This window comes from Kitasatospora sp. NPDC048407, assembly GCF_043200475.1.
Classification (GTDB): Bacteria; Actinomycetota; Actinomycetes; order Streptomycetales; family Streptomycetaceae; genus Kitasatospora.
The window spans coordinates 262,198-289,072 of record NZ_JBICXW010000005.1; the positions used below are offsets into that span (position 1 = coordinate 262,198).

Sequence of the window (26,875 nt, forward strand, 5' to 3'; positions counted from 1 at the left end):
GCCCCTCAGGACGCCGCCTTGAGCGGCCAGCGCGGGTCCACGGTGGCGGCCGGGTCCTTGCGGCGCAGCCAGTCCTGCAGGCCGGTGGCCCAGTCGCGGTGCCAGACGATCTGGCGGCGGTGCAGTTCGTCGAGCGGCAGGTCGCCGGCCTGTTCGGGGTAGCGGTGGCCGAGGGCGACGGCGACCCGGACGGCGGCGAGTGCGTCGCTGCCGGCCTCGTGGGCGTCGTGGAGTTCGACGCCGTAGACCTCGCAGACCCGCTGGAGGGTGCGTGAGCCCTTGCGGTACTTGTCGAGGGCGCGGTCGACGACCATGGCGTCGACCACGGGGGTGACCGGCCCGCCGAGGCGTTCGGCGAGGGTGGGGCGGCCGTGGCGGCGCAGTTCGGCGTCGAGCAGCGACAGGTCGTAGGGCGCGTTGAAGGCGACCACGGGCCGTCCGGCGGCGAGCCGCTGGTGCAGGGCCTGGGCGATCTCCTCGATCGCCTCGGCGGCGGGCCGGCCGTGGGTGCGGGCCTCGGTGTCGGTGATGCCGTGGATGGCGGTGGCCTCGGCGGGTATCGGGACGCCGGGGTCGATCAGCCAGTTGGTGGCCGTTTCGACGCGCCCGCCGAGGGTGTCGACCACGGCGGCGGTGACGATCCGGGACTCCTGCGGGTCGGTGCCCGTGGTCTCCAGGTCGAATCCGGTGAGTGGCCCCTTCCACCAGGTCATGGGGTGTGTCCTTCCGTCAGCACTGCCAAGATGCGGACCATCATCGCGCGCCGCTGTGACAGCGCCGACGGCGCGTCCGCCCTGGCGGGGGCGACCGTGCTGGTCAGGACACTGCGCGGGAGTCCCCCCAGAGGTCCTCGAACTCCTCCCGGTAGACCTCCAGCAGCCCGGGTTCGGTGCCGCCGGCCTCCTGCCCGGCGCCGCCGCGGAGCACCAGGGCGGGCGATTCGATGCCGCGGGCCTTGCGCAGGTAGGGCTGGATGACGCCGAGGTCGGTGGAGCGCCGCCGTCCGCCGGCGCCCGTGGTCCGCGGGCCCTCCACCAGGTAGGCGGTGAACCGGGGCAGTTCGTCGAAGACCCGGATCTCGAAGCTGCCGGGGTCGCGCAGCCGGGCCCGGACCCGCCGCGCGTGCATGATGTTCATCTCCACGGAGCGGCCCAACTCGCCGCGCCCGAGGCCGAGTTCGCGTTCACGTCGGCGGACGGCGCTGCTCGCCGGGTTGAGGAACAGCAGCCGCACCCGGCAGCCGTCGCTGGCGAGGCGTACCAGGCGCTTGCCGGTGTAGTTCTGGCAGAGCATGCCGAGTCCGATGCCGACGGCGTCCAGGCGCCGGGCGCCGTCGAGCAGGTCCTCGACGGGCAGGTCGCGCTGCAGGCGGACCCGGTCGGGGTGGACGGCGATCACGTCGGCGTAGCGGCCGGCCACGAGCTCCTCGACCACGTCGGCGGGCACGCCGCCGTGGGTGCCGTCGAGCAGGGCGAGCAGCCGGGCGGCGGCCCGTTCGGTCTGGTCGAGGACGGTCTTGGTCAGGGCCCGGTTGCGGGAGACCACGTGCCGGGCGACCTCGAGTTCGTCGAGGGCGAGTTCGATCTCCCGGCGGTCCACCAGGTGCGGTTCGAACAGCGGCCAGTGCTGGACCATCAGTTCGCGCAGCTGCGGAAGGGTGAGGAAGACCAGCGGGTCGTCGTCGACGGGGTCGAGCAGGTAGCCCTTGCGGCGGGAGACCTCGCGGACGGCGGCGGCCCGGTGCACCCATTCCTCGCCGGCCGGTCCGGCGGCGGCGGTGACCCACTCCTCGCCGTGCGCGGGCGCGTAGACGGGGTGCAGCACTTCGTGCACGAGGGCGCGCATCCGCTGTTCGACCAGGTTGAGCCAGACGTAGGCGCGGCCGGCCAGCCGGACCCGGCGGTAGGCGCCGTCCCACTGGTCGGCGGCCCAGGCGGGCGGCATGCCCTCGGCGGGGCCGCCCTGCGGGGGCAGCGCCCCGCGTCCGACGCCGGTGCGGACGACCAGCGTCGGGGCCTCGCTGCCGCCGGCCCGCGGGTCGGGTCCGTCGCCGTCGGCGGGGAACGCCATCCGCTACCTCACCTCTCGCCCGCCGCCACTCGGCCGCCGGTCTGTCCGCTGACTCGCTCCACCATGACGGCCCTTGGTCGCCGGCCGTACGGGCCCGGGGTTCTCGCGGTCCGGACGATCAAGGGTATCGCCCCCCGTGGCCCCGACACAGCCCTCTTGACAGCACGCGCACCGGCAGTCGACGGGCCGTCAGTACGCGGTTGTCCGGCCCGACATCCGGGACACCCGTTCGGGCGAACAACGGGCGAATGGGACCGGATGGGCGCGGCGTTCGGCCGTCCGGCGGGGAGTATGCGGGTGTGCCGTGCGTCCGGCCCGTCGCGCCACCGACGCCCCGCACACGTTCGGGCGCTCCGCCGGGTGGTCACCCGTAGGGGCGCCGATTGGCGTCTGGCACTGGGAGTCGAGGACACATGCAGGTCTGGCCGGGGCAGCCCTACCCGCTCGGCGCCACCTATGACGGCGCCGGCACCAACTTCGCGGTGTTCTCCGAGAGCGCGGACCGGATCGAGCTCTGCCTGATCGCCGAGGACGGCTCCGAGACGGCCGTCGAACTGCGCGAGACCGACGCCTTCGTCCGGCACGCCTACCTGCCGGGCGTGCTGCCGGGCCAGCGGTACGGCTTCCGGGTGCACGGCCCGTACCAGCCGGGTCTGGGCCTGCGGCACAACGCCTCGAAGCTGCTGCTGGACCCGTACGCGAAGGCGATGGGCGGCCACATCGACTGGGACGAGTCGGTGTACGGCTACCACTTCGGCGCGCCGGAGCGCCGCAACGACCTGGATTCGGGGCCGCACACCATGCACTCGGTGGTGATCAACCCGTACTTCGACTGGGGCACCGACCGGCCGCCGCGCACCGACTACCACCGCACGGTGGTGTACGAGGCGCACGTGAAGGGCCTGACCAGGCTGCACCCGGGCATCCCGGAGGAGATCCGCGGCACCTACGCGGGCCTGGCGCACCCGGCGGTGATCGAGCACCTGGCGAAGCTGGGCGTCACGGCGATCGAGCTGATGCCGGTGCACCAGTTCGTCCGCGACCACCGGCTGCGCGACCTGGGGCTGTCCAACTACTGGGGCTACAACACGATCGGCTTCTTCGCCCCGCACTCCTCGTACTCCTCGACGGGCGACCGCGGGCACCAGGTGCAGGAGTTCAAGTCGATGGTGAAGGCGCTGCACGCGGCCGGCATCGAGGTGATCCTCGACGTGGTCTACAACCACACCGCCGAGGGCAGCCACCTCGGGCCGACGCTGTCCTTCCGCGGCCTGGACAACGCCTCGTACTACCGGCTGGCGAAGGACCAGCGGTTCTACGAGGACACCACCGGCACCGGCAACTCGCTGCTGATGCGCTCGCCGCACGTACTCCAGATGATCATGGATTCGCTGCGTTACTGGGTCACCGAGATGCACGTGGACGGCTTCCGCTTCGACCTGGCGGCGACGCTGGCCCGGCAGTTCCACGAGGTGGACCGGCTGTCCTCGTTCTTCGACCTGGTCCAGCAGGACCCGGTGGTCTCGCAGGCCAAGCTGATCGCCGAGCCGTGGGACCTCGGCGAGGGCGGCTACCAGGTCGGCAACTTCCCGCCGCTGTGGACGGAGTGGAACGGCAAGTACCGCGACACCGTCCGCGACTTCTGGCGCGGCGAGTCCGCCACCCTGGCCGAGTTCGGCTCCCGGCTCACCGGCTCCTCCGACCTGTACCAGGACGACGGCCGCCGCCCGATCGCCTCGATCAACTTCGTCACCTGCCACGACGGCTTCACGCTGCGCGACCTGGTCTCCTACAACGACAAGCACAACGAGGCCAACCGGGAGGACAACCGGGACGGCGAATCCTTCAACCGGTCGTGGAACTGCGGCGCCGAGGGCGAGACCACCGACCCCGGGGTGCTCGAACTGCGCGCCCGCCAGCAGCGCAACTTCATCGCCACCCTGATGCTCTCCCAGGGCGTGCCGATGCTCTCCCACGGCGACGAACTCGGCCGCACCCAGCGCGGCAACAACAACGCCTACTGCCAGGACTCCGAACTGACCTGGCTGACCTGGCCGACCCGCGACGGCGGGCAGGCCGACACCCGGCTGCTGGAATTCACCCAGGGCATGATCTGGCTGCGCCGCGACCACCCGGTCTTCCGCCGCCGCCGCTTCTTCCACGGCCGCCCGGTCTCCGGCACCCACGACGCGCTGACCGACATCGCCTGGTTCACCCCGGGCGGCGAGGAGATGACCGAGCAGGACTGGTCGACCTCGTACGCGAAGTCGCTGACGGTCTTCCTGAACGGCAACGCCATCTCGGAACCGGACCGGCGCGGCGGCAAGATCGTCGACGATTCGTTCCTGCTGATGTTCAACGCCCATTCGGAGCCGATCGCCTTCACCGTCCCGGCCGGCCACGGCGAGGTCTGGCAGGTCGTCGTCGACACCTCGCTGCCCGCCCTCCCCGCCCCCGGCACCGGCCCGCGCGCCAAGGCCGGCGACACCCTGCACCTGCCGGACTACTCCCTGCTGGTCCTCCAACGACCGGCCTGACACCGCCCGTTCGGGGCAATCTGCGGTAGGCCTCCGCCGGTCCGGGTAGGGATTCGGCTATGACGTCAGCCGCCGCGCGCCCTTCCACGGCCCGCTTCCCGACGGCCACCTACCGGCTCCAGCTGCAGCCGGAGTTCACCCTGCACGACGCCCGCCGGGCGGTGCCGTACCTGGCGGCGCTCGGGGTCTCGCACCTGCACCTGTCGCCGCTGCTGGAAGCCGTACCGGGCTCCACGCACGGCTACGACACCGTCGACCACGGCCGGATCGCCGAGCAGCTGGGCGGCGAGACGGCGCTGCGCGAGCTCGCGGCCGCGGCCCAGCGGCACAACCTGGGCCTGATCGCCGACGTGGTGCCCAACCACATGGCGCTGCCCGTGCCCGAGCAGCTGAACCGGCCGCTCTGGCAGGTGCTGGCGAACGGCCCGGACGACCCGTTCGCCGCCTGGTTCGACATCGACTGGACGTCCCAGCCGGGCCCGATCGACGCCCCCGGGCGCGGCCGGCTGCTGCTGCCGCTGCTCGGCGACCGGCTCGGCGTGGAGATCGACCGGCTGACGGTGGACGGCGAGGTGCTGCGCTACCACGAGCACGAGTTCCCGCTGCGCCCCGGCACCGCCCAGCTGCCGCTGCCGCAGCTGCTGGAACGCCAGTGGTACCGGCTGGCCTGGTGGAAACTCGCCGACGAGCAGGTCAACTACCGGCGGTTCTTCACCGTGAACGAGCTGATCGCGGTGCGGATGGAAGTCCCCGAGGTGTTCGAGGCGACGCACGCGGTGCTGCTGCGCCTGCACCGCGAGGGCGTCCTGGACGGCTTCCGGATCGACCACCCGGACGGGCTGGCCGACCCGCGCGGCTACCTGCGGCGCCTGGCGGAGGCCACCGGCGGCGCGTACACCGTGGTGGAGAAGATCCTCACCGGCGAGGAACAACTGCCCGAGGACTGGCCGTGCGCGGGCACCACCGGCTACGACGCGCTGCGCCGGATCGACGGGGTGCTGACCGACCGGCGGGGCGCGGAGAAGCTGGCGGTCTCCTACCGGCGCGACGTCGGCGACCGGGCCGACGCGGCGGCGTCGGCGCTGATCGGCCGGGCCGAGATGGTCGCGCCGGACGGGGCGCTGTCGGCCGAGACCGACCGGCTGGTGCGCCTGGTGGAGCGGATCTGCGCGGACGGCCCGGAGCTGGCCGACCACTCGCCGCTGGCGGTGCGCCGGGCGCTGGAGACCCTGCTGACCGAGTACCCGGTGTACCGCCCGTACGTGGTGCCGGGCGAGGCGGCCCCGCCCGACGCCGTCCGGGCGCTCGCCCTGCCCGAGGAGGCGTCCGGCGCCGAGCGGCTGGTGCACCTGCTGGCCCTCGGGGAGCTGGGCCGCTCCCCCGCCAAGGACGAGTTCTGCCACCGTTTCGGCCAGACCGCCTCGGCGGTGGCGGCCAAGGGCGTGGAGGACACCGCGTTCTACCGGTTCAACGCGCTGCTGTCGCTGAACGAGGTCGGCGGCCTGCCCGAGCACCCGGGCGTACCGCCCGCGGACTTCCACCGCTGGTGCGAGCGGCAGGAGGAGCACTGGCCGCACGCGATGACGGCGCTGTCCACGCACGACACCAAGCGCAGCGCGGACGCCCGGGCCCGGCTCGCGGTGCTGGCCGAGCTGCCGGACGCGTGGGCGGCGGAGTGCGCGGCGTGGACGGTGGCGGCCGGGCCGTGCCCGGACCGGGCCTCGGCGTGGCTGCTGTGGCAGACCCTGCTGGCGGCGTGGCCGCTGTCCGAGGAGCGGCTGCTGGGGGTGCTGCTGAAGTCGGTGCGGGAGGCCAAGCGCCGCACCTCGTGGACGGAGCCGGACGAGGCCTTCGAGCGGCGGCTCGCCCAGTACGTGCGCGGGGCGCTGGCCAATCCGGGGCTGTGTCCGCGGATCGCCGGGTTCGTCGGGATGCTGGAGCCGTTCGCCCGGGTGAACTCGCTGTCGGCGGCCCTGCTGCACCTGCTGGTGCCGGGCGTTCCGGACGTGTTCCAGGGCGGCGAGGAGCCGCTGTACACGCTGGTCGACCCGGACAACCGGGCGCCGGTGGACCTGGACGCGCTGGCGGTGCGCCTCACCGACTCGGCCGCGCCGCGCCCCGGCGACCTGGCCCGGGAGAAGCTGCACCTCACCAGGACCGCGCTGCACCTGCGCCGGGAGGGCGCGCTGGGCCGCTACCGCCCGCTGGCGGGGGTGGGCCCGGCGGCCGACCACCTGGTGGCGTTCGCCCGCGGCGGGCGGGTGCTGGGCGCGGCGACCCGGCTGCCGTACGGGCTGCACCGGGCGGGCGGCTGGGGCAGCACCCTGCTGGAGCTGCCGCCGGGCCGCTGGACGGACCGGCTCACGGGCCGCCACTTCGTCGGCGGGCCGGTCGAACTGTCGTATCTGTTCCAGCAGTTGCCGGTGGCGCTGCTGGTGGAGGGGGCCTGATGCGGTACCGGGTGTGGGCGCCGGCGGCCAAGGTGGTCGAGGTGGAGGTCGGGGCGATCCCGTACCTGCTGGAGCGGGACCCGGCGCACCCGGGCTGGTGGCACGGGGACGGCCCGGACGGCGACTACGGCTTCCGGCTGAACGGCGGTTCGGCGCTGCCCGATCCGCGCTCGCCCCGGCAGCCGTTCGGCCCGGACGGGCTGAGCCGCCCGGTCGACCACGCCGCGTTCGACTGGTCGGAGACGGCCTGGCGGGGCCGCCCGCTGCCGGGCACGGTGGTCTACGAGCTGCACGTGGGCACCTTCACCGCCGAGGGCACCTTCGACGCGGCCGCCGCCCGCCTCGACCACCTGGTCGAACTCGGCGTGGACTTCGTCGAGTTGATGCCCGTCTGCCCGTTCCCCGGCCGCTCCGGCTGGGGCTACGACGGGGTGTCCCTCTGGGCGGTGCACGAGCCGTACGGCGGCCCGGACGGGCTGAAGCGCCTGGTGGACGCGGCGCACCAGCGCGGCCTCGGCGTGATCCTGGACGTGGTGCACAACCACCTCGGCCCGTCCGGCAATTACCTGCCCCGGTTCGGCCCGTACTTCACCGACCGGCACCACACGCCGTGGGGCGCGGCGGTGAACCTGGACGCACCGGGCTCGGACGAGGTACGGGCGTACCTGATCGGCAGCGCGCTGGCCTGGCTGCGCGACTACCGGATCGACGGGCTGCGGCTGGACGCCGTGCACGCGCTGGCGGACGACCGGGCGCTGCCGTTCCTGGAGGAACTCGCCCATTCTGTAGAGGGGTTGGCGGAGGCGACCGGACGCCCGCTGTTCCTGGTCGCCGAGTCGGACCTGAACGATCCCCGCACCACCGCGCCCCGCCCGGCCGGCGGCCTCGGACTGACCGCGCAGTGGAGCGACGACTTCCACCACGCCCTGCACGCGCTGCTGACCGGCGAGAGCCAGGGCTACTACGCGGACTTCGCGGCCGACCCGTGGACGGCGCTCGCCAAGACGCTCACCAACGGGTGGTTCCACGACGGGAGTTGGTCCTCGTTCCGGGGGCGCTCGCACGGCCGACCGTTCCCCGCCGCCTACGGACACCGGCTGCTGGGCTACGCGCAGACCCACGACCAGATCGGCAACCGGGCCACCGGCGACCGCCTGTCGGCCTCGCTGCCACCCGGGCGGCTGGCCGCCGCGGCCGCGCTGGTGCTGACGTCCCCGTTCACGCCGATGCTGTTCATGGGCGAGGAGTGGGGGGCGTCCACCCCGTGGCAGTACTTCACCGACCACACCGACCCGCAGCTCGCCGAGGCCGTCCGGCAGGGCCGGCGCCGGGAGTTCGCCGAACACGGCTGGCGCGCCGAGGACGTCCCCGACCCGCAGGACCCGGCCACGGTGCGCGCCTCCACGCTGGACTGGTCGGAGCCCGGCCGCGCCCCGCACGCCGAACTGCTCGGCTGGTACCGGGCGTTGATCCGGCTGCGGCGCGCCGCGCCCGAGCTGACGTCCGGCGACCTGGCGGCGGTGCGGGTGCGGCACGACGCGGCGGCGGGCTGGCTGGCCGTCCACCGGGGCCGCTACCGGGTGCTCGCCAGGATCGGCGGCGAGGGGCCCGCCGCCGTCCCGCTGGAAGGTGAACTCGCCGCGCTGGAGGCCGCGTTCGGCGAGGTGCGGCCCGGGCCGGACGGCGCGGTGCTGCTCGGGCCGGACTCGGCGGCGGTGCTGCGCACGGCCTGAGGCTTTACCGACATCACCACAGGAAGGCGGCGATCCGGGCGTTCAGGTGGGCCGCGTCCAGGCCGTACGCCGTCAGGTGCTCGGCCATCGACCCGTAGTGCCGGTGCTCCGCCACCGGCACGCCCAACCCGAGGACACGGTGCGGCAGTTGCTCCAGCGCCCGGTGCGCCTCGCGCTCCGAGGTACCGGCCAGGTACGGCTCCACCAGCACCACGTCGGCCCGGTCGCCGATCGCCGCCCGCAGGCCCGCCGCGTCGAACGGCCGCACGGTGGCGGCGTACAGCACCGTCACGTCCAGCGTCTCGGTGGCCTCCAGTACCGCGTCCAGCATCGGGCCGACCGCCAGCACCACGCCGCGGTTGCCCTCGCGAACCGTCAGGAACTTCCCCGGGACGATCGGCCGGGCCTCGCGGTTCTGCTGGGCGGACAGCCGCACGTACTGCAGGCTGTCGCCGGCCGCGACGGCGTGGCGCAGCAGCAGGTCGGCCTCGGCGGGGTGGCCGGGGACGTGCACGTTCCAGTCGGGGAGGGTGTCCAGCAGGGCGATGTCGCCGGGCGCCATGTGGGTGCGGCCGCCGGCCGCCCAGTCGTAGGAGCCGTACGCGCTGACCAGCACCGCGCCGACGCCCTGGTGGTTCAGGTCGAGCTTCACCTGCTCGAAGGGCCGCTCGATCAGGAAGCTGGCGAAGGTGTGCGCGATCGGGCGCATCCCGGTCAGCGCCAGGCCGCCGGCGACGCCGATCAGCAACTGCTCGCGGATGCCGACGTTCACCACCCGGTCCGGGTGGGCGCGGGCCGCCTCGGGGAACTGGGCGGCGCTGACGTCGGCGAGCACCAGGGCGGTGCGCGGGTCCCGGGCGAGCAGCTCGGTGGTGGTCAGCGCGAACTGGTCGCGCATCGTCAATTCCTGGGTGGTCATGGCCTGTTGTCTCCGCTCTCAGCTGTACTTGGGTTCGGTGCGGGCCACCACCACGTGCGGGCGGCCGGGGTGTGGGGCGGTGTACGCCCGGTACAGCTCCTCGTGGTCGCGGCCGTTCACGGAGGCCGTCGACCAGCCCGCGCCGGCGAACCGGGACGCGATGCCGCCGCTCCAGCCGTGCGTGGCCGAGGAGTTGTCGATCACCACCGCGTGCAGCCGCTCCAGGCCGTACGCGCCGGCGAACGCCAGCGCCTCGTGGTTGCTTCCCTCGTCGAACTCGGCGTCCCCGAGCAGCACCCACACCGCCGGGGCGTCCAGGCCCTGCGCCCGCAGGCCCAGCGCGGTGCCCACGGCCAGCGGCAGTCCGTGCCCCAGCGAGCCGGAGCCGATCTCCGCGCCGGGCACCAGCAGCCGGTCCGGGTGATGGCCGAGCGGCGAGTCGTACGACCCGAAACTCGACAGCAGCTCCACCGGGAAGAAGCCCTTCGCGGCCAGCACCGCGTAGTACGCCATCGGGCCGTGGCCCTTGGACAGCAGGAAACGGTCCCGCTCGGGCGCGTCGGCGGTGGCCGGGCCGACCTTCAGCACCTGGTCGTACAGCACCCACAGGGCGTCCAGGGTGGAGGTGGCGGCCGGCGTGTGCTTCTCGTCGCCGGTCATCAGCGAGATCAGGTGCGGCAGGTCGGTGAAGCCCAGGCCGGTGGCGGCCGGATCGGTGGCGACCGGATCGGTGGCGACCGGATCGGTGGCGACCGGGTGGGTGGCGGCCGGATCGGTGGCGACCGGGTGGGTGGCGGCCGGGTGGGTGGCGGCCGGGTCCTTCTGACTGCCGGGAGTGCTCGTTGCTTCGCTCGTCATGCCGATGAGCATCCAACTTCAAGTCCGCTTCAGGTCAAGGGGCGCTCGCGGGGGTAGTGTTCCGGACCATGACGCCGTCCCGGCACGACCGCCTCACCATCGGCCAGCTCGCCCAGCGCAGCGGGCTCGCCACCTCCGCGCTGCGCTACTACGAGAGCCTCGGTCTGATTCACGCCGAACGCACCAGCGGCAACCAGCGCCGCTACCCGCGCGCCGCGCTGCGCCGGATCGCCTTCGTCCGGGCCGCCCAGCAGGTCGGCCTCTCGCTGGAGGAGGCCCGCACCGCGCTCGCCCGGCTGCCCGAGGACCGCGCCCCCTCGCCCCGCGACTGGCACACCGTGGCCGCCACCTGGCAGCACCGCATCGACCGGCAGATCGCCGAACTCCAGCTGATGAAGGCCAAGTTGACGGGCTGCATCGGCTGCGGCTGCCTCTCCCTGAGCCGCTGCACGCTGTACAACGCCGAGGACCGGGCCGGCGCCGCCGGACCGGGCGCCCGCTACCTGCTCACCCGCGACCCGGAGACCGGGCCCGAGCCCGCCGCCGAACCCGTCGCCGAGCCCGTCACCGGACCGGCTGTCGCACCCGTCAGCGGACCGGCTGTCGCACCCGACCGGTAGCCTGGCCGCGTCGCCGGACCGACCGGTTTCGGCCATCCGTGGTCGTACCGGTTTCCCGGCCGTCTATGCTGCCCCCGAAAGCGCGTTCCAACTGACGGGGGGCCGGAAATGACCGATCATCAGGAGATCTCGCTCGGCTGGATGTCCGGCGACCAGAGTCCGCCGCCGTCCTCCGAGCTGCGACCCGAGGTCCCGCACCCCGCCCGGATGTACGACTACTACCTGGGCGGCAAGGACAACTTCCCCGCCGACCGGGCCGCCGCCGAGCAGGTGGTCGCGCTCAGCCCGCTGGTCCGGATCAGCGCGCTCGCCAACCGGGCCTTCCTGCAGCGCGCGGTGCGCACCCTCGCCGCCGAACAGGGCATCCGCCAGTTCCTCGACATCGGCACCGGCATACCCACGGCGGGCAACACCCACGAGATCGCCCAGTCCGTCGACCCCACCGCCAAGGTCGCCTACCTGGACAACGACCCGATCGTGCTGGTGCACGGGCGGGCCCTGCTGGCCGGCGCCCAGCAGGGCAGCGTCAGCGTCCTGCAGGCCGACCTGCGCGACCCCAAGGCGATCCTCGCCGACCCCGCCGTCCGCGAACTGCTCGACCTCGACCGGCCGGTCGCCCTGATGCTGTTCGCGATCCTGCACTTCATCGACGACGCCGACGACCCGTACACCCTCGTCCGCACCCTGATCGACGCCCTGCCCTCCGGCAGCTACCTGGCGCTCTCGCACGCCACCGCCGACTTCATCGACCCGGCACACGCCGAAAAGGGCCCGGCCATCTACCGCTCCGCGACCGCCCAGCTCACCATGCGCACCCGCGCACAGGTGCTGCGCTTCTTCGACGGCCTCGAACTGCTCGAACCCGGCCTAGTCACCGCCCCGCAGTGGCGCCCCGACCAGGCCCCGCAGGACACCGACGGCCAGGTCGCCATCTGGGCCGGCGTCGCCCGCAAGCCCTGACACCACCTCAACTGCCCGACGGCGGCGGTGCGATCATGCTGTCTCCCTCACCTCTGGAGCCCCCCGTGACCGCACTGCCGCCGCCCCCACCCCTGGTCGACGCCGCCTGGCTCGCCGACCACCTCGACCACCCCGACCTGGTCGTCCTCGACGCGAGCATCGGCGCCCACCGCCACGCGGCCCACCGCATCCCCGGCGCCCGCCCGTTCGACCTCGACGGGGCACTCTCCGACCACCGCTCCGACCTGCCGCACACCATGCCGCCGGCCGCCGACTTCCAGCGCGAACTGCGCGCCCTCGGCGTCAACGACCGCTCCACCGTGGTCGTCTACGACGGCGCCGGAATCTACTCCAGCCCGCGCGCCTGGTGGATACTGCGCGCCATGGGCTTCGACCGCGCCGCCGTCCTGAACGGCGGACTCCCCGCCTGGCAGGCCGCCGGCCACCCCGTCACCGACCTCCAATCCCCTTACTCCCCCGGCGACTTCACCGCCCACCCCCGCCCCGGCCTGCTCACCGACCGGGACGCCGTGGCCGCCGCCCTCACCGACCCCGACACCACCGTCCTGGACGCCCGCTCCCACGACCGCTTCACCGGCGACGCCCCCGAACCCCGCCCCCACCTGCGCCCCGGCCACCTCCCCGGCTCCACCAACCTCCCCTTCACCGACCTGCTCACCCCCGACGGCCACTACCTCCCCCTCCCCGCCCTCCACACCCGCCTCACCACCGCCACCGCCCACCGCCCCCACCTCATCACCACCTGCGGCTCCGGCATCACCGCCTGCATCCTCGCCTTCGCCGCCCACCTCACCACCCACCCCACCCCCAGCGTCTACGACGGCTCCTGGTCCGACTGGGGCCGCCCGGAAACCAACCTCCCAGTAGCCACCGGCAGTTGACCGGCCGCCGGTGAGCCCGAGCCGCTCACGCACGGGGCCAGTGCCGTCACTCTCCCGTCGAGCCCTGCGGGGGCGTTGCGCGGGACAGCCGGCCCGGCCACCACATGTGGTGGCGGAGGTCGGCGGTGAGGGCGGTGACCAGGACGGAGCGGACGACCAGGGTGTCGAGGAGGACGCCGAGGGCTACGGCGAAGCCGATTTCGGCGAAGCCGACCAGGGGGAGGGTGCCGAGGACGGCGAAGGTGGCGGCGAGGATGAGGCCGGCGGAGGTGATGACGCCGCCGGTGGCGGCCAGGCCGGCGACGGCGCCGCGGCGGGTGCCGAGGTGGGCGGATTCCTCGCGGACGCGGGTCATCAGGAAGATGTTGTAGTCGATGCCGAGGGCCACCAGGAAGACGAAGACGAAGAGCGGGAACGCCGGGTCCTGGGCCTCGAAGTGGAAGACGTGCGCGAAGAAGAACGCGCTGATGCCGAGCGCCGCCGCGTACGAGAGGACCACGGTGGCGATCAGGATCAGCGGCGCCACCACCGCGCGCAGCAGGGCGGCGAGGATCACCAGGACCACGGCCAGCACCAGCGGAATGATCACCCGGTTGTCGCGGCTGGCGGCCCGTCCGGCGTCGAGGACCACCGCGGTGGATCCGCCGACCTGCGCGTTCGCCCCGGGTACGGCGTGCACGGCCGCCCGGACGCGGTCGACGGTGGCGCGGGCGGCGGCGCTGTCGGGTGGGTCGGTGAGTGTCGCCTGGAAGAACGCCTCGCCGCCGCGCACGTCGGCCGGGCCGATCCCGGCGATGCCGGGGGTGCTCGCGGTGGCCTGCCGGACGGCTTCCAGTGGCGGCCCGGCGTTGCTGATCACCGACAGAGGCGCGCCCGTCCCGCCGGGGAAGTGCGCGGCCAGGACCTGTTGGCCGGTGACGGAGTCGGGTGTGCCGGTGAACGATCCGGCGGCGCTCAGGCCGGTCGCGTTCAGCGACGTCAGCCCGGCGGTGCAGGCGGCCAGGGCGAGCGCGGTGCCGATCCACACCTTGCGGGGGCGGACGGCGATCCAGGCGCCGATGCGTGCCCAGCGTCCGGTCTTCGTCGGTTCGGGTGTGCCGTAGCCCGGGCGGACCGGCCAGAACACCCAGCGTCCGAAGGCGACCAGCAGCGCGGGCAGCAGGGTGAGCATGGCGAGCAGGGCGACGACCACGCCGATCGCGCAGACCGGGCCGAGGCCGCTGGTGGAGTTCATCTCGGCGACCAGCAGGCAGAGCATGGACGCGACGACGGTCGCCGAGCTGGCCAGGATGGCCGGCCCGGCCCGGCGCAGGGCGGCGGCCATCGCCTCGTGCCGGTCCTGGTGGAGTCTGAGTTCCTCGCGGTAGCGGGCGGTCAGCAGCAGCGCGTAGTCGGTGCCCGCGCCGAGCACCAGCACGATCAGGATGCCGGCGCTCTGCCCGTTGACGATCAGTCCGGCGTGCTTGGCCAGCAGGTAGATGACGGCCTCGGCCACCGCCAGCGCCGCCCCGGCGGACAGCAGCGGCAGCAGCCACAGCACGGGGCTGCGGTAGGTGAGCAGCAGCAGCACGATCACCACGCCGACTGTCGCGAACAGCAGCGTGCTGTCGATGCCGGAGAACACCTTCGCCTGGTCGGCGGCGATCCCGCCGGGGCCGGTGACGTGGGTGACCAGCCCGGCGGGCGCGCCGGCGGCGGCGGTGGCGCGCAAGCTGTCCACAGCCGGTTTGAGGTTGTTCCACCCGGTAGTGCCGACCGCGACGGGCACCACGGTCTGCATCGCCTGCCCGTCCGCGGAGACGATCGGCCCGACCACCGGCGCGACCACGTGCGGCGCGGTGGTGAAGCTCTCGGCGTCGCGGGTCGCCTTGGCGTGGTCCTCGGCGGTGATGCCGCCCGGCCGCTGGTACACCACGACGGCCTCGGCGGTTTCGACCGGCTGGAACCGGCGTTGCGCGTCCAGCACCCGGGTCGACTCGGCGTTGGCGGGCAGCCAGCTGGACGCCTCGTTGTTCTCGGCGCCCATCAGCTTCCCGGCCAGCGGCGCGGCGACCAGCAGCAGCACCAGCCACAGGCCGAGCACCACCCACTTCCGACGCCGCCCGCACGGCAGCGCGGACCATCTCGTGCCGGAACTCATCGCGACCGGCCCCCAGTCGACGACCCCGGGCGGGGCCGTCCGCGCCGCCCTCCTCGTCCCAGCATCGGGCCGGGGCCGCCCGCCCGCCCGTCATGGGCACAAAAGCCCAGGTCAGGCGCTGCGCTGCTCCAGTTGCCGCCACAGTTCGCGGACGCGGGTGGTGAGGCCGTCGAGGTCGCCGCTGTTGTCGAGGACGAGGTCGGCGACGGCGAGCCGGTCCTCGCGGGTGGCCTGGGCGGCCATCCGGGCGCGGGCCTCGTCCTCGGGCATGCCGCGCAGGGCGGTGAGGCGGCGCAGGCGTTCGGCGTCGGGGACGTCGATGACCACGACCAGGTCGTACAGCGGGGCGAGGCCGTTCTCGGCGAGCAGCGGCACGTCGTGCACGACGATCGCGTCCGGTCCGGCGGCGGCCTCCAGTTCGGCGGAGCGGGCCCGCACCAGCGGGTGCACGATGGCGTTCAGCGCGGCCAGCCGGGCGGGGTCGGCGAAGACGATCCGGCCGAGCGCGGGGCGGTCGAGCGAGCCGTCGGGCAGCAGCACCCCGGGGCCGAACTCGGCGGCCACGGCGGCCAGTCCGGGTGTTCCGGGGGCGACCACCTCGCGGGCGATCACGTCCGAGTCGACGATCACCGCGCCCAGCGCGGCCAGTTGGCGGGAGACCTCGCTCTTGCCCGCGCCGATGCCGCCCGTCAGTCCGATCCTCAGCATGCCGTCAGGTTACCGGCCCGTACGAGGGCGCCGGTTGCAGCCCCGGCAGAACGAACGCCGAGCGAAATCCGCGGGAACTCTCCGACCGCCTCCCCAAGGGGCGTCCGGGAAAAGTTGTCCATACAGCTCCGCTGGCCCGATCCGGCCGCTAGGGTTCCGAACACCCGCACCACCCTCGAACGATCGGAGCACCACCCGTGTCCAGCAACTGGCCCGCCGGCCCGCGCCGGGTCCTGGTCGTCGGCATCGACGGCGTCCGTCTCGACCTGCTGCCCGAGCTGCACACCCCGCACCTGGACGCGGTCGCCGCCGCCGGCTTCCTCGGCACCGTCGAGGTGGACGACGCCACCCCGACCATGTCCGGACCGTGCTGGGCGACCATCGCCACCGGCGTCGGCGTCGCCAAGCACGGCGTACTCGGCAACCACTTCGGCGGCCACCGGCTCGACGTCTTCCCGGACTTCACCACCCGCCTGGCCAAGCAGCACCGCCGCCGCACCTTCGCGGTCGGCGGCTGGGAGCCGCTGTTCCTGGCCCGCGACGGCGGCCCGCTGTTCAACGCGCCCGGCCGGCTCTCGTACATCGCGCCGCTGGAGGACACCCCGGAGGCGTGGGAGGTCTGCGACGAGCGGGTCACCGCCGAGGCCGAGTACGTGCTGGCCCGCTCCGACGACGACCCGCAGGCGTCCTTCGTCTACCTCGGCGCGGTCGACGAGACGGCGCATTTCCGCGGTTGCGGTGAGGACTACCGCCGCTCGATCGAGGCCGCCGACGTCCGCCTCGGCCGCCTGCTGGCCGCCCTGCGCGAGCGCTCCACGTACGCCGCCGAGGAGTGGACGGTGATCGTGGTCACCGACCACGGCCACGTGGACGCGGGCGGCCACGGCGGCCGCAGCGAACTGGAGCGCACCGCGTGGATCGCCGCGTTCGGCCCCGGCATCACCCCGGGCGCGCCGGTCGGCCCGCTGCACCACACCGACGTCGCGGCGCACGTGTACGCGGCACTGGAGATCGTCCCCGACTCGCACTGGACGCTCGACGGCCGCCCGTTCACGGCCGCCGCGCCCGTGCACTGACCGGTCAGGCCAGCTCGACCGACTCGCCGACGTCGAGGGTCCGGTACACCACGCCGCCGGTGCCGGGCCCCTGCGGGCCGAGCAGCCGCCCGTGGACGGCCCGCCCGGCCTGGCTGAGCGTCTCCTCGTGGATCGCCACCGCCTGCCGGGGCCGGGCGTCGCGCAGGTAGTCGACCAGCTCGCCGACCCGCAGCCACGGCGCGCCGAGCGGCAGCAGCAGGGTGTCGACGGTGTCCGGCGGGACGGTCAGCGCGTCGCCCGGGTGGAACACCCGGCCGCCGAGCAGGAAGCCGATGTTCGGGATCCGCTCGATGTCCGGGTGGATCTCCGCGTGCCACTCGCCGTGCACCGTCACCGGCAGCCCGTCCAGTTCGAACGCGTCGCCTTCGCCGACCACCGTCACGTGCGTCCCGATGCCCTCGAGCTGGCGGGCCACCGAGCGGTTGCTGTACACCCGCAGCCCCGGGTTGGCCTCGACGGCGGCCCGGACCTGTGGCTCGGTGAAGTGGTCGGCGTGCTCGTGGGTGATCAGCAGTGCGCTCACGTCCCGCACCGCCTCGGGGCCGGTGAACATGCCGGGATCGATCAGCACCGCCCCTTCCGCATGGTCGATCCGGACGCAGGCATGGCCGAACTTCGTCAGTCGCATACCGCCAGACTAGGGCGCACCCACCAGCGCGGGCTGCTCGGCGGTGCGCGGCAGCCTAGGACGCAGGCACCAGCGCGGGCTGCTCGGCGGTGCGCGGTGCGGGCAGCGCTGCCGGGCGCAGCGGCGGCAGTTCGACGTGCTCGCTGAGGCCGATGATCCGGTGCAGGCGGCGCAGCGGGGCGGGCGCCCACCAGTTGAGCCGGCCGAACAGCGACATGGTCGCGGGCACCAGCAGGGTGCGCACCAGGGTGGCGTCCACGGCGACGGCGACGGCGAGCGCGATGCCCATCTGCTTGACCATCAGCATCTGTCCGGCGGCGAATCCGGCGAACACGATCACCATCAGCAGCCCGGCCGAGGTGATGATCCGACCACTTCGCTGGAGTCCCAGCTCCACCGACCGCAGACAGCCGTGGCCCTGGTCGTGCAGCTCCTTGATCCGGGACAGCAGGAACACCTCGTAGTCCATCGACAGCCCGAACGCGAAGGCGAACACCAGCACCGGGATCATCGTCTCCAGGCCGCCGGTCGGGGTGAACCCGAGCAGCCCGCTGAAGTACCCGTGCTGGAACACCAGCGTCAGCGCCCCGAGCGAGGCGCCCAGCGACAGCACGTTCATCAGCAGCGCCTTGACCGGCAGCACCACCGACCCGGTCATCATGAACAGCAGCACCAGCGTCCCCGCCGCGACCAGGCCCACCGCCCACGGCCCGCGCGAGCCGATCTCGTGCTGGAAGTCCACCAGCGACGCCGCGTCCCCCGTCACGTACGTCTCCAGGCCGCCCCGGTGCTCGCGCAGCTCACCGACCACCCGCTTGGCCTCCGCGCCCTGCGGGTCGCCCTTCACCAGCACGTCCACGGTCTGCACCCCGTCCGAGACGGGGGTGACGGCCCGCACCCCCGACACGCCCGGCAGCGCCGCCACCACGGTGTCCGCGTAGTGCTGCGCCTGCTGCGGCGTGCCCTCGACGACCACCTGCACAGGGGCCGGGGCCTGCGCCGGGAAACGTTCCTGCACGGCCTCGGCGACCTGCCGGGACGCGAAACTCTTCGGCAGAACGTCGGCACCCGAGTTGCGGAAGTGCGAACCCAGGAACGGCGCCCCCGCCGCGAGCAGCAGCGCCACGCACGCCAGCATCACCGGCACCGCCCGCCGCTGCACCCGGCGCACCGTCCGGGAGAAGAACCCCTCGTCCGGGACGGGCGCGCTCGGCGCCTTGATCCGCCGCCCCATGAAACCCAGCAGCGCCGGAATCAGCGTCAGCGCCGCCGCCACCGCGATCACCACCACGCTCACCCCCGCCGCCGCGACCGCCCGGAACACCGGACTGGTGAACACGAACAAGCCGCTCAGCGCCACCGCCACCGTCAGCCCCGAGAACGCCACCGTCCGGCCGGCCGTCGCCGACGTCCGCTCCACCGCCTGCGCGATCGTCGCGCCCAGGCCGCGCTCCTCGCGGAAACGGCTCACCATCAGCAACGCGTAGTCGATCGAAAGACCCAGCCCCAGCACCGTCGCGATCGGCAGCACGCTGGTGTCGATGTCCATGATCCGGCTGAACCCGAACATCGCCAGCAGCGCCCCGCCCACCGAAGCCACCGCCCCGATCCCCGGCAACCCCGCCGCGGCCAGCCCGCCGAACACCAGCACCATCACGATCAGGGTGAGCGGCAGCGTCACGATCTCCCCGAACCGGGTGTCCTTCGCGGTCTGGTCCTTCACCTCCTGCTGCAGCACCAGATCGCCGCCCACCACGGTGTGCGCCCCGTCCGCGGTGATCCGCTCCAGCCGGTCGGTCACGGCGCCGATCTGCTTGGCGCTCGCCCCGTCCGCCATCCGTACGTTCACCAGCGACGCCCGGCCGTCGTCAGCCGTCAACTGCCCCTGCGTCGAATACGTGTCCGCCACCGAGAGCACCCCCGGGAGCTTCGCCACCTCCGCACTCGCCTGCTGGACGGCGCCCTTGACGCCTTCGCTACCCACCTGCGGCCCGCCCACCACCGCCGTCACGGTGCCCTGCACCGGATCCGCCGCCTGCACGACCGCAACCCCACGAGCCGACTCCGACCCGCCACTCCCCGTCCCCGCCACCGACCCCTCGAACACCCGCCCGCCGATCAGCACCCCCGCCACGAGCACCAGCGCCCACACCCCCAACACCCAACGCCGGTGCCGGAAACACACTCGCCCAAGCCCCGCCAACCGGCCGGATACCTGGGAAACCTCGACCTCTGCTGCGGTGGAGCGACAGCTGCGCATGCGGGGAGCCTTTCGGACAAGTCACCTCAATGTATGCGTGACTTCCCGAACGTCCTATAGCCGGACGATGAGCCGCATCTCACAATTCCCTTCACATAAACGCCACTTAAGCTCCCCCACTCCCACCCACCCACCCGCCCGAGCACCCACCAGCAGAGGACACGCCGCGCGAGGCAGGCCGGGGCGGGAGCGCTGGGCGGCAGGGGAACGCTGCGCACGGCAAACCCTGGTGGAACGGGGACGCTGCGCGGCAGGCCACGGCGCGACCGCAACGGGCTGGGACGGGACGGGGGCGCTGCGCGAAGCTGGCCGGGGCCGGTCGGGAGCGCGGGGAGCAGGCACCGCCCGAGCGGCCGGGCGGGGGCGCGCAGCCAGGCACACCCACCCACCCGCCCGAGCACCCACCAGCAGAGGACACGCCGCGCGAGGCAGGCCGGGGCGGGAGCGCCGGGCGGCAGGCCGTGGCGGGACCGCAGCGGGCCGGGACGGAAGCGCCGCGCGAGGCAGGTCGGGGCCGGTCGGGAGCGTGGGGGCCGGCGCTGCGCGAGCAACCGGGCACCCGGGCACCCGGGCACCCACCCGCAGAAGACACGCCGCGCGAGGCAGGCCGGGACGGGGGCATTGCGCGCACCGGGCCCCGGCACCGTGCACCGCGCCGCGATCCGCCCTCCCCCGCGCGCAGCGCACCCTTCGCTGGCGGGTGCCCGGGCGGGTGGGCGGGCGCAGCCGCGCGCAGCGCATCACGGCACCGTGCACCGCGCCGCGATCCGCCCTCCCCCGCGCGCAGCGCACCCTTCGCTGGCGGGTGCCCGGGCGGGTGGGCGGGCACAGCCGCGCGCAGCGCATCATCCTCCGCCGGCGGGTGGGCGCAAAAGCAGGAACCCCCCACCCAGGACAAGCCTGGACAGGGGGTTCCTGTTGCGTCAGCTACTCAGCGAGAGCGATTCAGCTCTGGCCGCCGGCCAGCTTCTCGCGCAGAGCGGCCAGGGCCTCGTCGGACGCCAGCGCGCCCGAGCCCTCGTCGCTGCTGGAGGAGTACGAGCCGCCACCGGAAACCGGGGCCTCCTCGCCGGCCTCGGCGGCGGCAGCCGCGTCGGCCTCGCGGGACTTGATGACCTGGGCCTGGTGCTGCTCGAAGCGGGCCTGGGCCTCGGCGTACTGCCGCTCCCACTCCTCGCGCTGCTTCTCGAAGCCGGGCAGCCAGTCGTTCGCCTCGGGGTCGAAGCCCTCCGGGTAGATGTAGTTGCCCTGGTCGTCGTACGAGGCAGCCATGCCGTACAGGGTCGGGTCGAACTCGACCGACGCCGGGTCGGCACCGAGGGACTCGTTGGCCTGCTTCAGCGAGAGGCTGATGCGACGACGCTCGAGGTCGATGTCGATGACCTTGACGAAGATCTCGTCGCCGACCTGGACGACCTGCTCCGGGATCTCGACGTGGCGCTCGGCCAGCTCGGAGATGTGGACCAGGCCCTCGATGCCCTCGTCCACGCGGACGAACGCACCGAACGGAACCAGCTTGGTGACCTTACCCGGCACGACCTGGGAGATCTGGTGCGTGCGGGCGAACTGCTGCCACGGGTCCTCCTGGGTCGCCTTCAGCGACAGGGAGACACGCTCGCGGTCCATGTCGACGTCGAGAACCTCGACGGTGACCTCCTGGCCGACCTCGACAACCTCGTTCGGGTGGTCGATGTGCTTCCAGGACAGCTCGGAGACGTGAACCAGACCGTCGACGCCGCCGAGGTCCACGAACGCACCGAAGTTGACGATCGAGGAAACGACGCCGGAGCGGACCTGGCCCTTCTGCAGGGTGGTGAGGAACGTCTGGCGAACCTCGCTCTGGGTCTGCTCGAGCCAGGCACGGCGGGACAGGACCACGTTGTTGCGGTTCTTGTCCAGCTCGATGATCTTCGCCTCGAGCTCCTTGCCCACGTAGGGCTGGAGGTCGCGGACGCGACGCATCTCGACCAGCGAGGCCGGGAGGAAGCCGCGGAGGCCGATGTCGAGGATGAGACCACCCTTGACGACCTCGATGACGGTACCGGTGACGATGCCGTCCTCTTCCTTGATCTTCTCGATCGTGCCCCAGGCGCGCTCGTACTGCGCACGCTTCTTGGACAGGATCAGGCGACCCTCCTTGTCCTCCTTCTGGAGAACCAGGGCCTCGATGTTGTCGCCAACCGCGACAACCTCGTGGGGGTCGACGTCGTGCTTGATCGAGAGCTCGCGGGACGGGATGACACCCTCGGTCTTGTAACCGATGTCGAGGAGCACCTCGTCACGGTCGACCTTCACGATGACGCCCTCAACGATGTCGCCGTCGTTGAAGTACTTGATGGTCTCGTCGATGGCGGCGAGGAAGGCCTCGGCGTCGCCGATGTCGTTGACCGCAACCTGCGGGGTGGTGCTGACAGAGGTGTCGGTGGGGCTCGTCATTAGGAAAAGGGCTCCGGTACGGACATGAAGTCGTAGTAATGCCACGCGGAGGGCCCTGATCGCTCCCACCGAAAGCCGTACAGGCCAGAAAACGGCCACCGAAACGATTCCTGCGATCGGAATCCCGATGTCCGTCTGACGACCGTTGGGGTCTTCGACAGATGCGAGCGCGACCTGCTCCGTCCGAGGCGCGCAGGCCCGCAGCGCAACTTGTAGCATACGGGGACACCCGGACACGGTCAATGCCGAAGTCGGCGAGACCGGTAGAGGCCGGGACGGATCAGGCCATATCCTCCGAAGGCGCACCTCGCGGCGGCTCGAACACCGGCCCTACCCCGGATGCCACAGCCCGACCCGGCCCAGCAAAGGACCGGCTCCGCGGCAGTGGCGCTTCCGCGATCCATAGCCTACGTGACGGATTCCATGAACCACTCCACCACCCCCGGTCCCATCGAGCCCAGCGACTACGACCCTGCCGGGTACGACGTCCCGAGCGCCTACCACGTCGAGTCCGATCAGGAGGACGACGGCGACGAGGCGCTGCGCCGGGAGGTCGGTGAGGTGGAGTCGAGCCGGGCGAGTCGGCACTGGTGGGACCGGAACGCGGACGACTACCAGGACGAGCACGGGGAGTTCCTGGGGGACGACCGGTTCACCTGGTGTCCGGAGGGGGTGGACGAGGCCGAGGTGCGGCTGCTCGGTGAGCCGGCCGCGCTGAAGGGTGCGGACATCCTGGAGATCGGTTCGGGGGCCGCGCAGTGTTCGCGCTGGCTGGCGGCGCAGGGGGCCCGGCCGGTGGCGCTGGACATCTCGTACCGGCAGTTGCAGCACTCGCGGCGGATCGACCTGGGCCGCGGTCTGGAGCCGGTCGCGGTAGTGCAGGCGGACGGCGCGGCGCTGCCGTTCGCGGACGGCTCGTTCGACCACGCGTGTTCGGCGTACGGCGCGGTGCCGTTCAGCGCGGACACCGAGCGGCTGATGCGCGAGGTGCACCGGGTGCTGCGGCCGGGCGGGCGGTGGGTGTTCTCGGTGACGCACCCGATCCGCTGGGCGTTCCCGGACGAGCCCGGGGAGGAGGGCCTGACGGCGTCGTCCTCGTACTTCGACCGGACGCCGTACGTGGAGCAGGACGAGCAGGGTGTGGCGACGTACGTCGAGCACCACCGGACGCTGGGCGACCGGGTGCGGGAGCTGGTGGGGGCCGGGTTCGTGCTGCTCGACCTGATCGAGCCGGAGTGGCCGGAGGAGCTGGAGCAGGAGTGGGGCGGCTGGAGTCCGCTGCGCGGTCAGCACATCCCCGGGACGGCGATCTTCGTCGCCCGCCGGGACGGCTGACGGTGCGCACCGGGGGGCTCGAACTGCCGGTCCGCAGCGCGCTGCCCGCGCTGGCCGAGGCGCTGGAGGAGTGCGGCGCGGCGGTGCTGTCCGCGCCGCCGGGCACCGGCAAGACCACCCTGGTGCCGCTCGCGCTGGCGGGGCTGCTGGACGCTTTCCCGGGCCCGCCGCGCCGGGTGCTGGTCGCGGAGCCGCGCCGCCTGGCGGTGCGGGCCGCGGCGCGGCGGATGGCCTGGCTGCTGGGCGAGCAGATCGGCGGCCGGGTCGGGTTCACGGTGCGCGGCGAGCGCCGGGTCGGCCCGGACACCCGGGTCGAGGTGGTCACCACCGGCGTCCTGCTGCAGCGGCTGCAGCGCGACCCGGAGCTGCCGGGCGTGGACGTGGTGGTGCTCGACGAGTGCCACGAGCGGCACCTGGACGCGGACACCGCGCTGGCGTTCCTGCTGGACGTCCGGGCGGCGCTCCGCCCGGAGCTGCGGCTGCTGCTGGCCTCGGCCACCGCCGACACCGACGCCTGGGCCGAACTGCTGGACGGCGCGCCGGTGGTGGCCGCCGAGGGTGTCTCGCACCCGGTGGAGACGGTGTGGGCGCCGCCGCCCGGCACCGTCCGCCCGCCGCACGGGACGAAGGTCGATCCGGCGCTGCTCGCGCACGTCGCGGCGACGGTCCGCCGGGCGCTCGCCGAGCGCGCCGGGGACGTGCTGTGCTTCCTGCCGGGCGTGGGCGAAATCGCCCGGGTGGCGGGGCAGTTGGACGGCGTCGAGGTGCTGCAGCTGCACGGGCAGGCGCCGCAGGCCGTGCAGGACGCGGCGCTGGCGGCCGGTCAGCGGCGGCGGGTGGTGCTGGCCACCTCGGTCGCCGAGTCCTCGCTGACGGTGCCGGGCGTGCGGGTGGTGGTCGACTCCGGGCTGACCCGTGAGCCGCGCACCGACCACGCCCGCGGCCTGTCCGGGCTGGTCACCGTCCGCACCTCGCTGGCCGCCGCCCGGCAGCGGGCCGGCCGGGCCGGGCGCGAGGCCCCCGGCACGGTGTACCGGTGCTGGGCGGAGGTGGAGGACGCCCGCGCCGCGCGCTTCCCGACGCCGGAGATCGCGCTCGCCGACCTGACCTCGTTCGCCCTGCAGGCCGCCTGCTGGGGCGACCCGGACGCCACCGGCCTCGCCCTCCCCGACCCGCCGCCCGCCGGGGCGATGGCCGCCGCCCGCACCACCCTGCGCGCGCTGGACGCGGTGGACGCCGACGGCCGCCCCACCGACCGCGGCCGGGCGATCGCCCGCACCGGCCTGCACCCCCGGCTGGCCCGCGCGCTGCTCGACGGCGCCGCAGCCGTCGGCCCGCGGCGCGCCGCCGAGCTGGTCGCACTGCTGTCCGAGGAACCGCCGCGCGCCCTCGGCGACGACCTGGCCCACATCTGGCGCACCGTCAAGCAGAGCAACGACCCGTACGCACGCCGGTGGAAGGACGAGACCCGGCGGCTGGAGCAGCAGGTCGACGGGCCGTCGGGCGGGCTCCCCGACGCCGCGGCCGTCGGGCTGGTGGTCGGCCTGGCGTACCCGGAACGGATCGCCCGGGCCCGGGAGGGCGGCGAGGGCGCGTACCTGATGGCCTCCGGGACGGCGGCCCAGGTGCAGGCCGGATCGCGGCTGCCGGCCGGCGGGTGGCTGGCGATCGCGGTGGCCGACCGGCCCGCCGGGTCGCCGTCGGCGCGGGTGCTGCGGGCGGTGGCGATCGACGAGGCGACGGCCCGCCGGGCGGGCGGTCCGCTGCTGGACGGGCGGGAGGAGGTCGGCTGGTCGGCCCGGCAGCGGGAGGTGACGGCCCGCCGGGTGGAGACCCTCGGCGCAATCGAACTCGCCGCGGTGCCGCTGACGGCGCCCGACCCGGCGCTGGTGCGCGACGCGCTGCTGGAGGGCCTCGCCCGCGAGGGCGTCTCCGCCCTGCTGAACTGGCCGCCGGCCGCGGCCGGGCTGCGCGAGCGGCTGGCGTTCCTGCACCGAACCCTCGGCGGGGTCTGGCCGGACGTGAGCGACGCGGCGCTGCTGGTCGCCGCCGAGCAGTGGCTGGAGCCGGAACTGTCCCGGGCCCGGCGCCGCGCCGACCTGGAGCGGATCGACACCGCCGCCGCGCTGCAACGCCTGCTGCCGTGGGCGAGCGGCCAGGCCAGCCGGCTGGACGAGCTGGCCCCCGAGCGGATCACCGTGCCCACCGGCAGCCGGATCCGGGTCGACTACTCGGGCGACCGCCCCGTCCTCGCCGTCAAGCTCCAGGAGCTGTTCGGCTGGGATGCCGCCCCGGCCCTCGCCGACGGCCGCGCCCCGCTCACCGTCCACCTGCTCTCCCCCGCGGGCCGGCCGGCCGCCGTCACCGGCGACCTGGCCGCGTTCTGGCGCGAGGGCTACCGCGCCGTCCGCGCCGACCTGCGCGGCCGCTACCCCCGCCACCCCTGGCCGGAGGACCCGACCACCGCCGAACCCACCCGCCGGGCCAACCCACGCAAGTGACTACAGCCAGTCCTCCGCGAGGACGGCCATGTCGATGTCGTCGATCCACTCGTCGCCGTACCGCAGGACCTGCCGGCGGACGCCCTCGACCTTGAACCCGGCCTTCTCGTAGGCCCGTTGGCCGCGCCCGTTGAAGGCGTAGACGCCCAGCGAAACCCGGTTCAGGCCGAGGGCGCGGATGGCGTGGTCGGTGACGAGCCGGACGGCCTCGGTGCCGAAGCCCCGGTCGCGGCCGTCGGGGCCGATGCAGATCCGAAGGTTGCAGGAGCGGTTGGGTTCGCTCCACTCGTTGAGGACGACCTCGCCGACGCCTCGGCCGGTCGACTTGTCGACGATGATCAGGTCGAGGCGGTCGGTCTGCGTGTTGCGGGTGGAGTACCACGCGACGATGCGCTTCTCCATCACCTCGTCCCACTCCGGCGCGACGGGGGTGTACTCGCTCGAGGTGTACTTGAGCACCTCCGGGTCGTTGAGCATGACGCGCAGCCAGGGAAGGTCCTCCTCGGCCTTGACCGGCCGGAGAACGATCCGCTCCCCCTCCAGCGTCGGCTTGTCGGCGAACGTGGCGGCGGGGGCGGGAAGTTGATCAGTCATTCGGCCAGTCTCGGAGGACCGGCCGACCGACCGCAATCGGATTATTTGGACGGCCGGATCAGATCGCGTGCCAGATCGCCTGATTGGTCCTCCTGCGGCCGGGCGGGACGCAGGAGGACCTTCTCGC

General features: G+C 73.5%; 19 protein-coding genes. 9 read left to right on the forward strand and 10 right to left on the reverse strand.

Annotated features, from left to right (window positions below; genetic code table 11):
• Positions 1-5: 5 nt before the first annotated feature.
• Both ACGFWJ_RS13175 and ACGFWJ_RS13180 read right to left on the reverse strand, forming a co-directional pair.
• Positions 6-713, reverse strand: a complete 708-nt coding sequence (locus ACGFWJ_RS13175) for an exonuclease domain-containing protein (RefSeq protein ID WP_392948514.1) — start codon at positions 711-713, stop codon at positions 6-8.
• A gap of 103 nt (positions 714-816) precedes the next feature.
• Positions 817-2,070 (reverse strand): SAV2148 family HEPN domain-containing protein, encoded by a 1,254-nt coding sequence (locus ACGFWJ_RS13180; protein WP_387645713.1) that lies wholly within the window; start codon positions 2,068-2,070, stop codon positions 817-819.
• Positions 2,071-2,483: 413 nt separating this feature from the next.
• Between ACGFWJ_RS13180 and glgX the strand changes: the two genes are divergently transcribed.
• From glgX to treZ, 3 genes are read left to right on the forward strand one after another with little or no spacing between them, the layout of a single operon-like run.
• Positions 2,484-4,607, forward strand: coding sequence for a glycogen debranching protein GlgX (glgX, locus tag ACGFWJ_RS13185; RefSeq protein WP_392948517.1), 2,124 nt, complete (start codon positions 2,484-2,486; stop codon positions 4,605-4,607).
• A 59-nt stretch (positions 4,608-4,666) separates the two neighbouring features.
• Positions 4,667-7,057 (forward strand): malto-oligosyltrehalose synthase, encoded by a 2,391-nt coding sequence (gene treY, locus ACGFWJ_RS13190; protein ID WP_392948520.1) that lies wholly within the window; start codon positions 4,667-4,669, stop codon positions 7,055-7,057.
• On the forward strand, positions 7,057-8,790 hold the full coding sequence (gene treZ / locus ACGFWJ_RS13195; protein ID WP_392948522.1) for a malto-oligosyltrehalose trehalohydrolase: 1,734 nt from the start codon (positions 7,057-7,059) through the stop codon (positions 8,788-8,790). Before treY ends, treZ begins: the two co-directional genes overlap by 1 nt.
• A gap of 13 nt (positions 8,791-8,803) precedes the next feature.
• Here the strand turns inward: treZ and ACGFWJ_RS13200 are convergent, their stop codons facing one another.
• Positions 8,804-9,709 (reverse strand): transketolase family protein, encoded by a 906-nt coding sequence (locus tag ACGFWJ_RS13200; protein ID WP_392948525.1) that lies wholly within the window; start codon positions 9,707-9,709, stop codon positions 8,804-8,806.
• Positions 9,710-9,727: 18 nt separating this feature from the next.
• Entirely contained in the window at positions 9,728-10,369 is a 642-nt protein-coding gene (locus ACGFWJ_RS13205) for a transketolase (protein WP_387863972.1), read from the reverse strand.
• Positions 10,370-10,635: 266 nt separating this feature from the next.
• Here ACGFWJ_RS13205 and soxR point away from each other — a divergent pair, with 266 nt between their 5' ends.
• The 3 genes from soxR (at position 10,636) to ACGFWJ_RS13220 (ending at position 13,049) form a co-directional block, all read left to right on the forward strand.
• On the forward strand, positions 10,636-11,187 hold the full coding sequence (soxR, locus tag ACGFWJ_RS13210) for a redox-sensitive transcriptional activator SoxR (RefSeq protein ID WP_392948527.1): 552 nt from the start codon (positions 10,636-10,638) through the stop codon (positions 11,185-11,187).
• A gap of 108 nt (positions 11,188-11,295) precedes the next feature.
• Positions 11,296-12,147 (forward strand): SAM-dependent methyltransferase, encoded by an 852-nt coding sequence (locus tag ACGFWJ_RS13215; RefSeq protein ID WP_392948529.1) that lies wholly within the window; start codon positions 11,296-11,298, stop codon positions 12,145-12,147.
• A gap of 35 nt (positions 12,148-12,182) precedes the next feature.
• Positions 12,183-13,049: a sulfurtransferase gene (locus ACGFWJ_RS13220; protein WP_392948532.1), complete on the forward strand. Its 867-nt coding sequence runs from the start codon at positions 12,183-12,185 to the stop codon at positions 13,047-13,049.
• Positions 13,050-13,095: 46 nt separating this feature from the next.
• Here ACGFWJ_RS13220 and ACGFWJ_RS13225 read toward each other — a convergent pair whose 3' ends face one another.
• Together ACGFWJ_RS13225 and coaE are read right to left on the reverse strand one after the other, a co-directional pair.
• Entirely contained in the window at positions 13,096-15,189 is a 2,094-nt protein-coding gene (locus ACGFWJ_RS13225; RefSeq protein ID WP_392948535.1) for an MMPL family transporter, read from the reverse strand.
• 111 nt (positions 15,190-15,300) lie between these two features.
• Complete coding sequence (gene coaE, locus ACGFWJ_RS13230; RefSeq protein ID WP_387645741.1) at positions 15,301-15,897, reverse strand: dephospho-CoA kinase; 597 nt, start codon at positions 15,895-15,897, stop codon at positions 15,301-15,303.
• Positions 15,898-16,094: 197 nt separating this feature from the next.
• Between coaE and ACGFWJ_RS13235 the strand changes: the two genes are divergently transcribed.
• Positions 16,095-16,973 carry an alkaline phosphatase family protein gene (locus tag ACGFWJ_RS13235; RefSeq protein WP_387645744.1) on the forward strand — a complete coding sequence of 293 codons (879 nt, stop codon included), beginning with the start codon at positions 16,095-16,097 and terminating at the stop codon, positions 16,971-16,973.
• A gap of 4 nt (positions 16,974-16,977) precedes the next feature.
• Here the strand turns inward: ACGFWJ_RS13235 and ACGFWJ_RS13240 are convergent, their stop codons facing one another.
• The 3 genes from ACGFWJ_RS13240 to rpsA form a co-directional block, all read right to left on the reverse strand.
• Positions 16,978-17,622 (reverse strand): MBL fold metallo-hydrolase, encoded by a 645-nt coding sequence (locus ACGFWJ_RS13240; protein WP_392948539.1) that lies wholly within the window; start codon positions 17,620-17,622, stop codon positions 16,978-16,980.
• A gap of 55 nt (positions 17,623-17,677) precedes the next feature.
• On the reverse strand, positions 17,678-19,783 hold the full coding sequence (locus ACGFWJ_RS13245) for an MMPL family transporter (protein WP_392948541.1): 2,106 nt from the start codon (positions 19,781-19,783) through the stop codon (positions 17,678-17,680).
• 1,044 nt (positions 19,784-20,827) lie between these two features.
• Positions 20,828-22,318 carry a 30S ribosomal protein S1 gene (gene rpsA, locus ACGFWJ_RS13250; protein ID WP_043913368.1) on the reverse strand — a complete coding sequence of 497 codons (1,491 nt, stop codon included), beginning with the start codon at positions 22,316-22,318 and terminating at the stop codon, positions 20,828-20,830.
• Between the two features lie 411 nt (positions 22,319-22,729).
• On the opposite strand from rpsA, the gene ACGFWJ_RS13255 reads away from it, so the two are divergent.
• Together ACGFWJ_RS13255 and hrpB are read left to right on the forward strand one after the other, a co-directional pair.
• Positions 22,730-23,653 carry a class I SAM-dependent methyltransferase gene (locus ACGFWJ_RS13255; protein WP_392948544.1) on the forward strand — a complete coding sequence of 308 codons (924 nt, stop codon included), beginning with the start codon at positions 22,730-22,732 and terminating at the stop codon, positions 23,651-23,653.
• Between the two features lie 2 nt (positions 23,654-23,655).
• The gene (gene hrpB / locus ACGFWJ_RS13260; RefSeq protein ID WP_392948547.1) at positions 23,656-26,154 is read left to right on the forward strand and encodes an ATP-dependent helicase HrpB; all 2,499 of its coding nucleotides are present in this window, start codon (positions 23,656-23,658) and stop codon (positions 26,152-26,154) included.
• Here hrpB and ACGFWJ_RS13265 read toward each other — a convergent pair whose 3' ends face one another.
• Entirely contained in the window at positions 26,155-26,748 is a 594-nt protein-coding gene (locus ACGFWJ_RS13265; protein WP_392948549.1) for a GNAT family N-acetyltransferase, read from the reverse strand.
• Positions 26,749-26,875 lie beyond the last annotated feature (127 nt).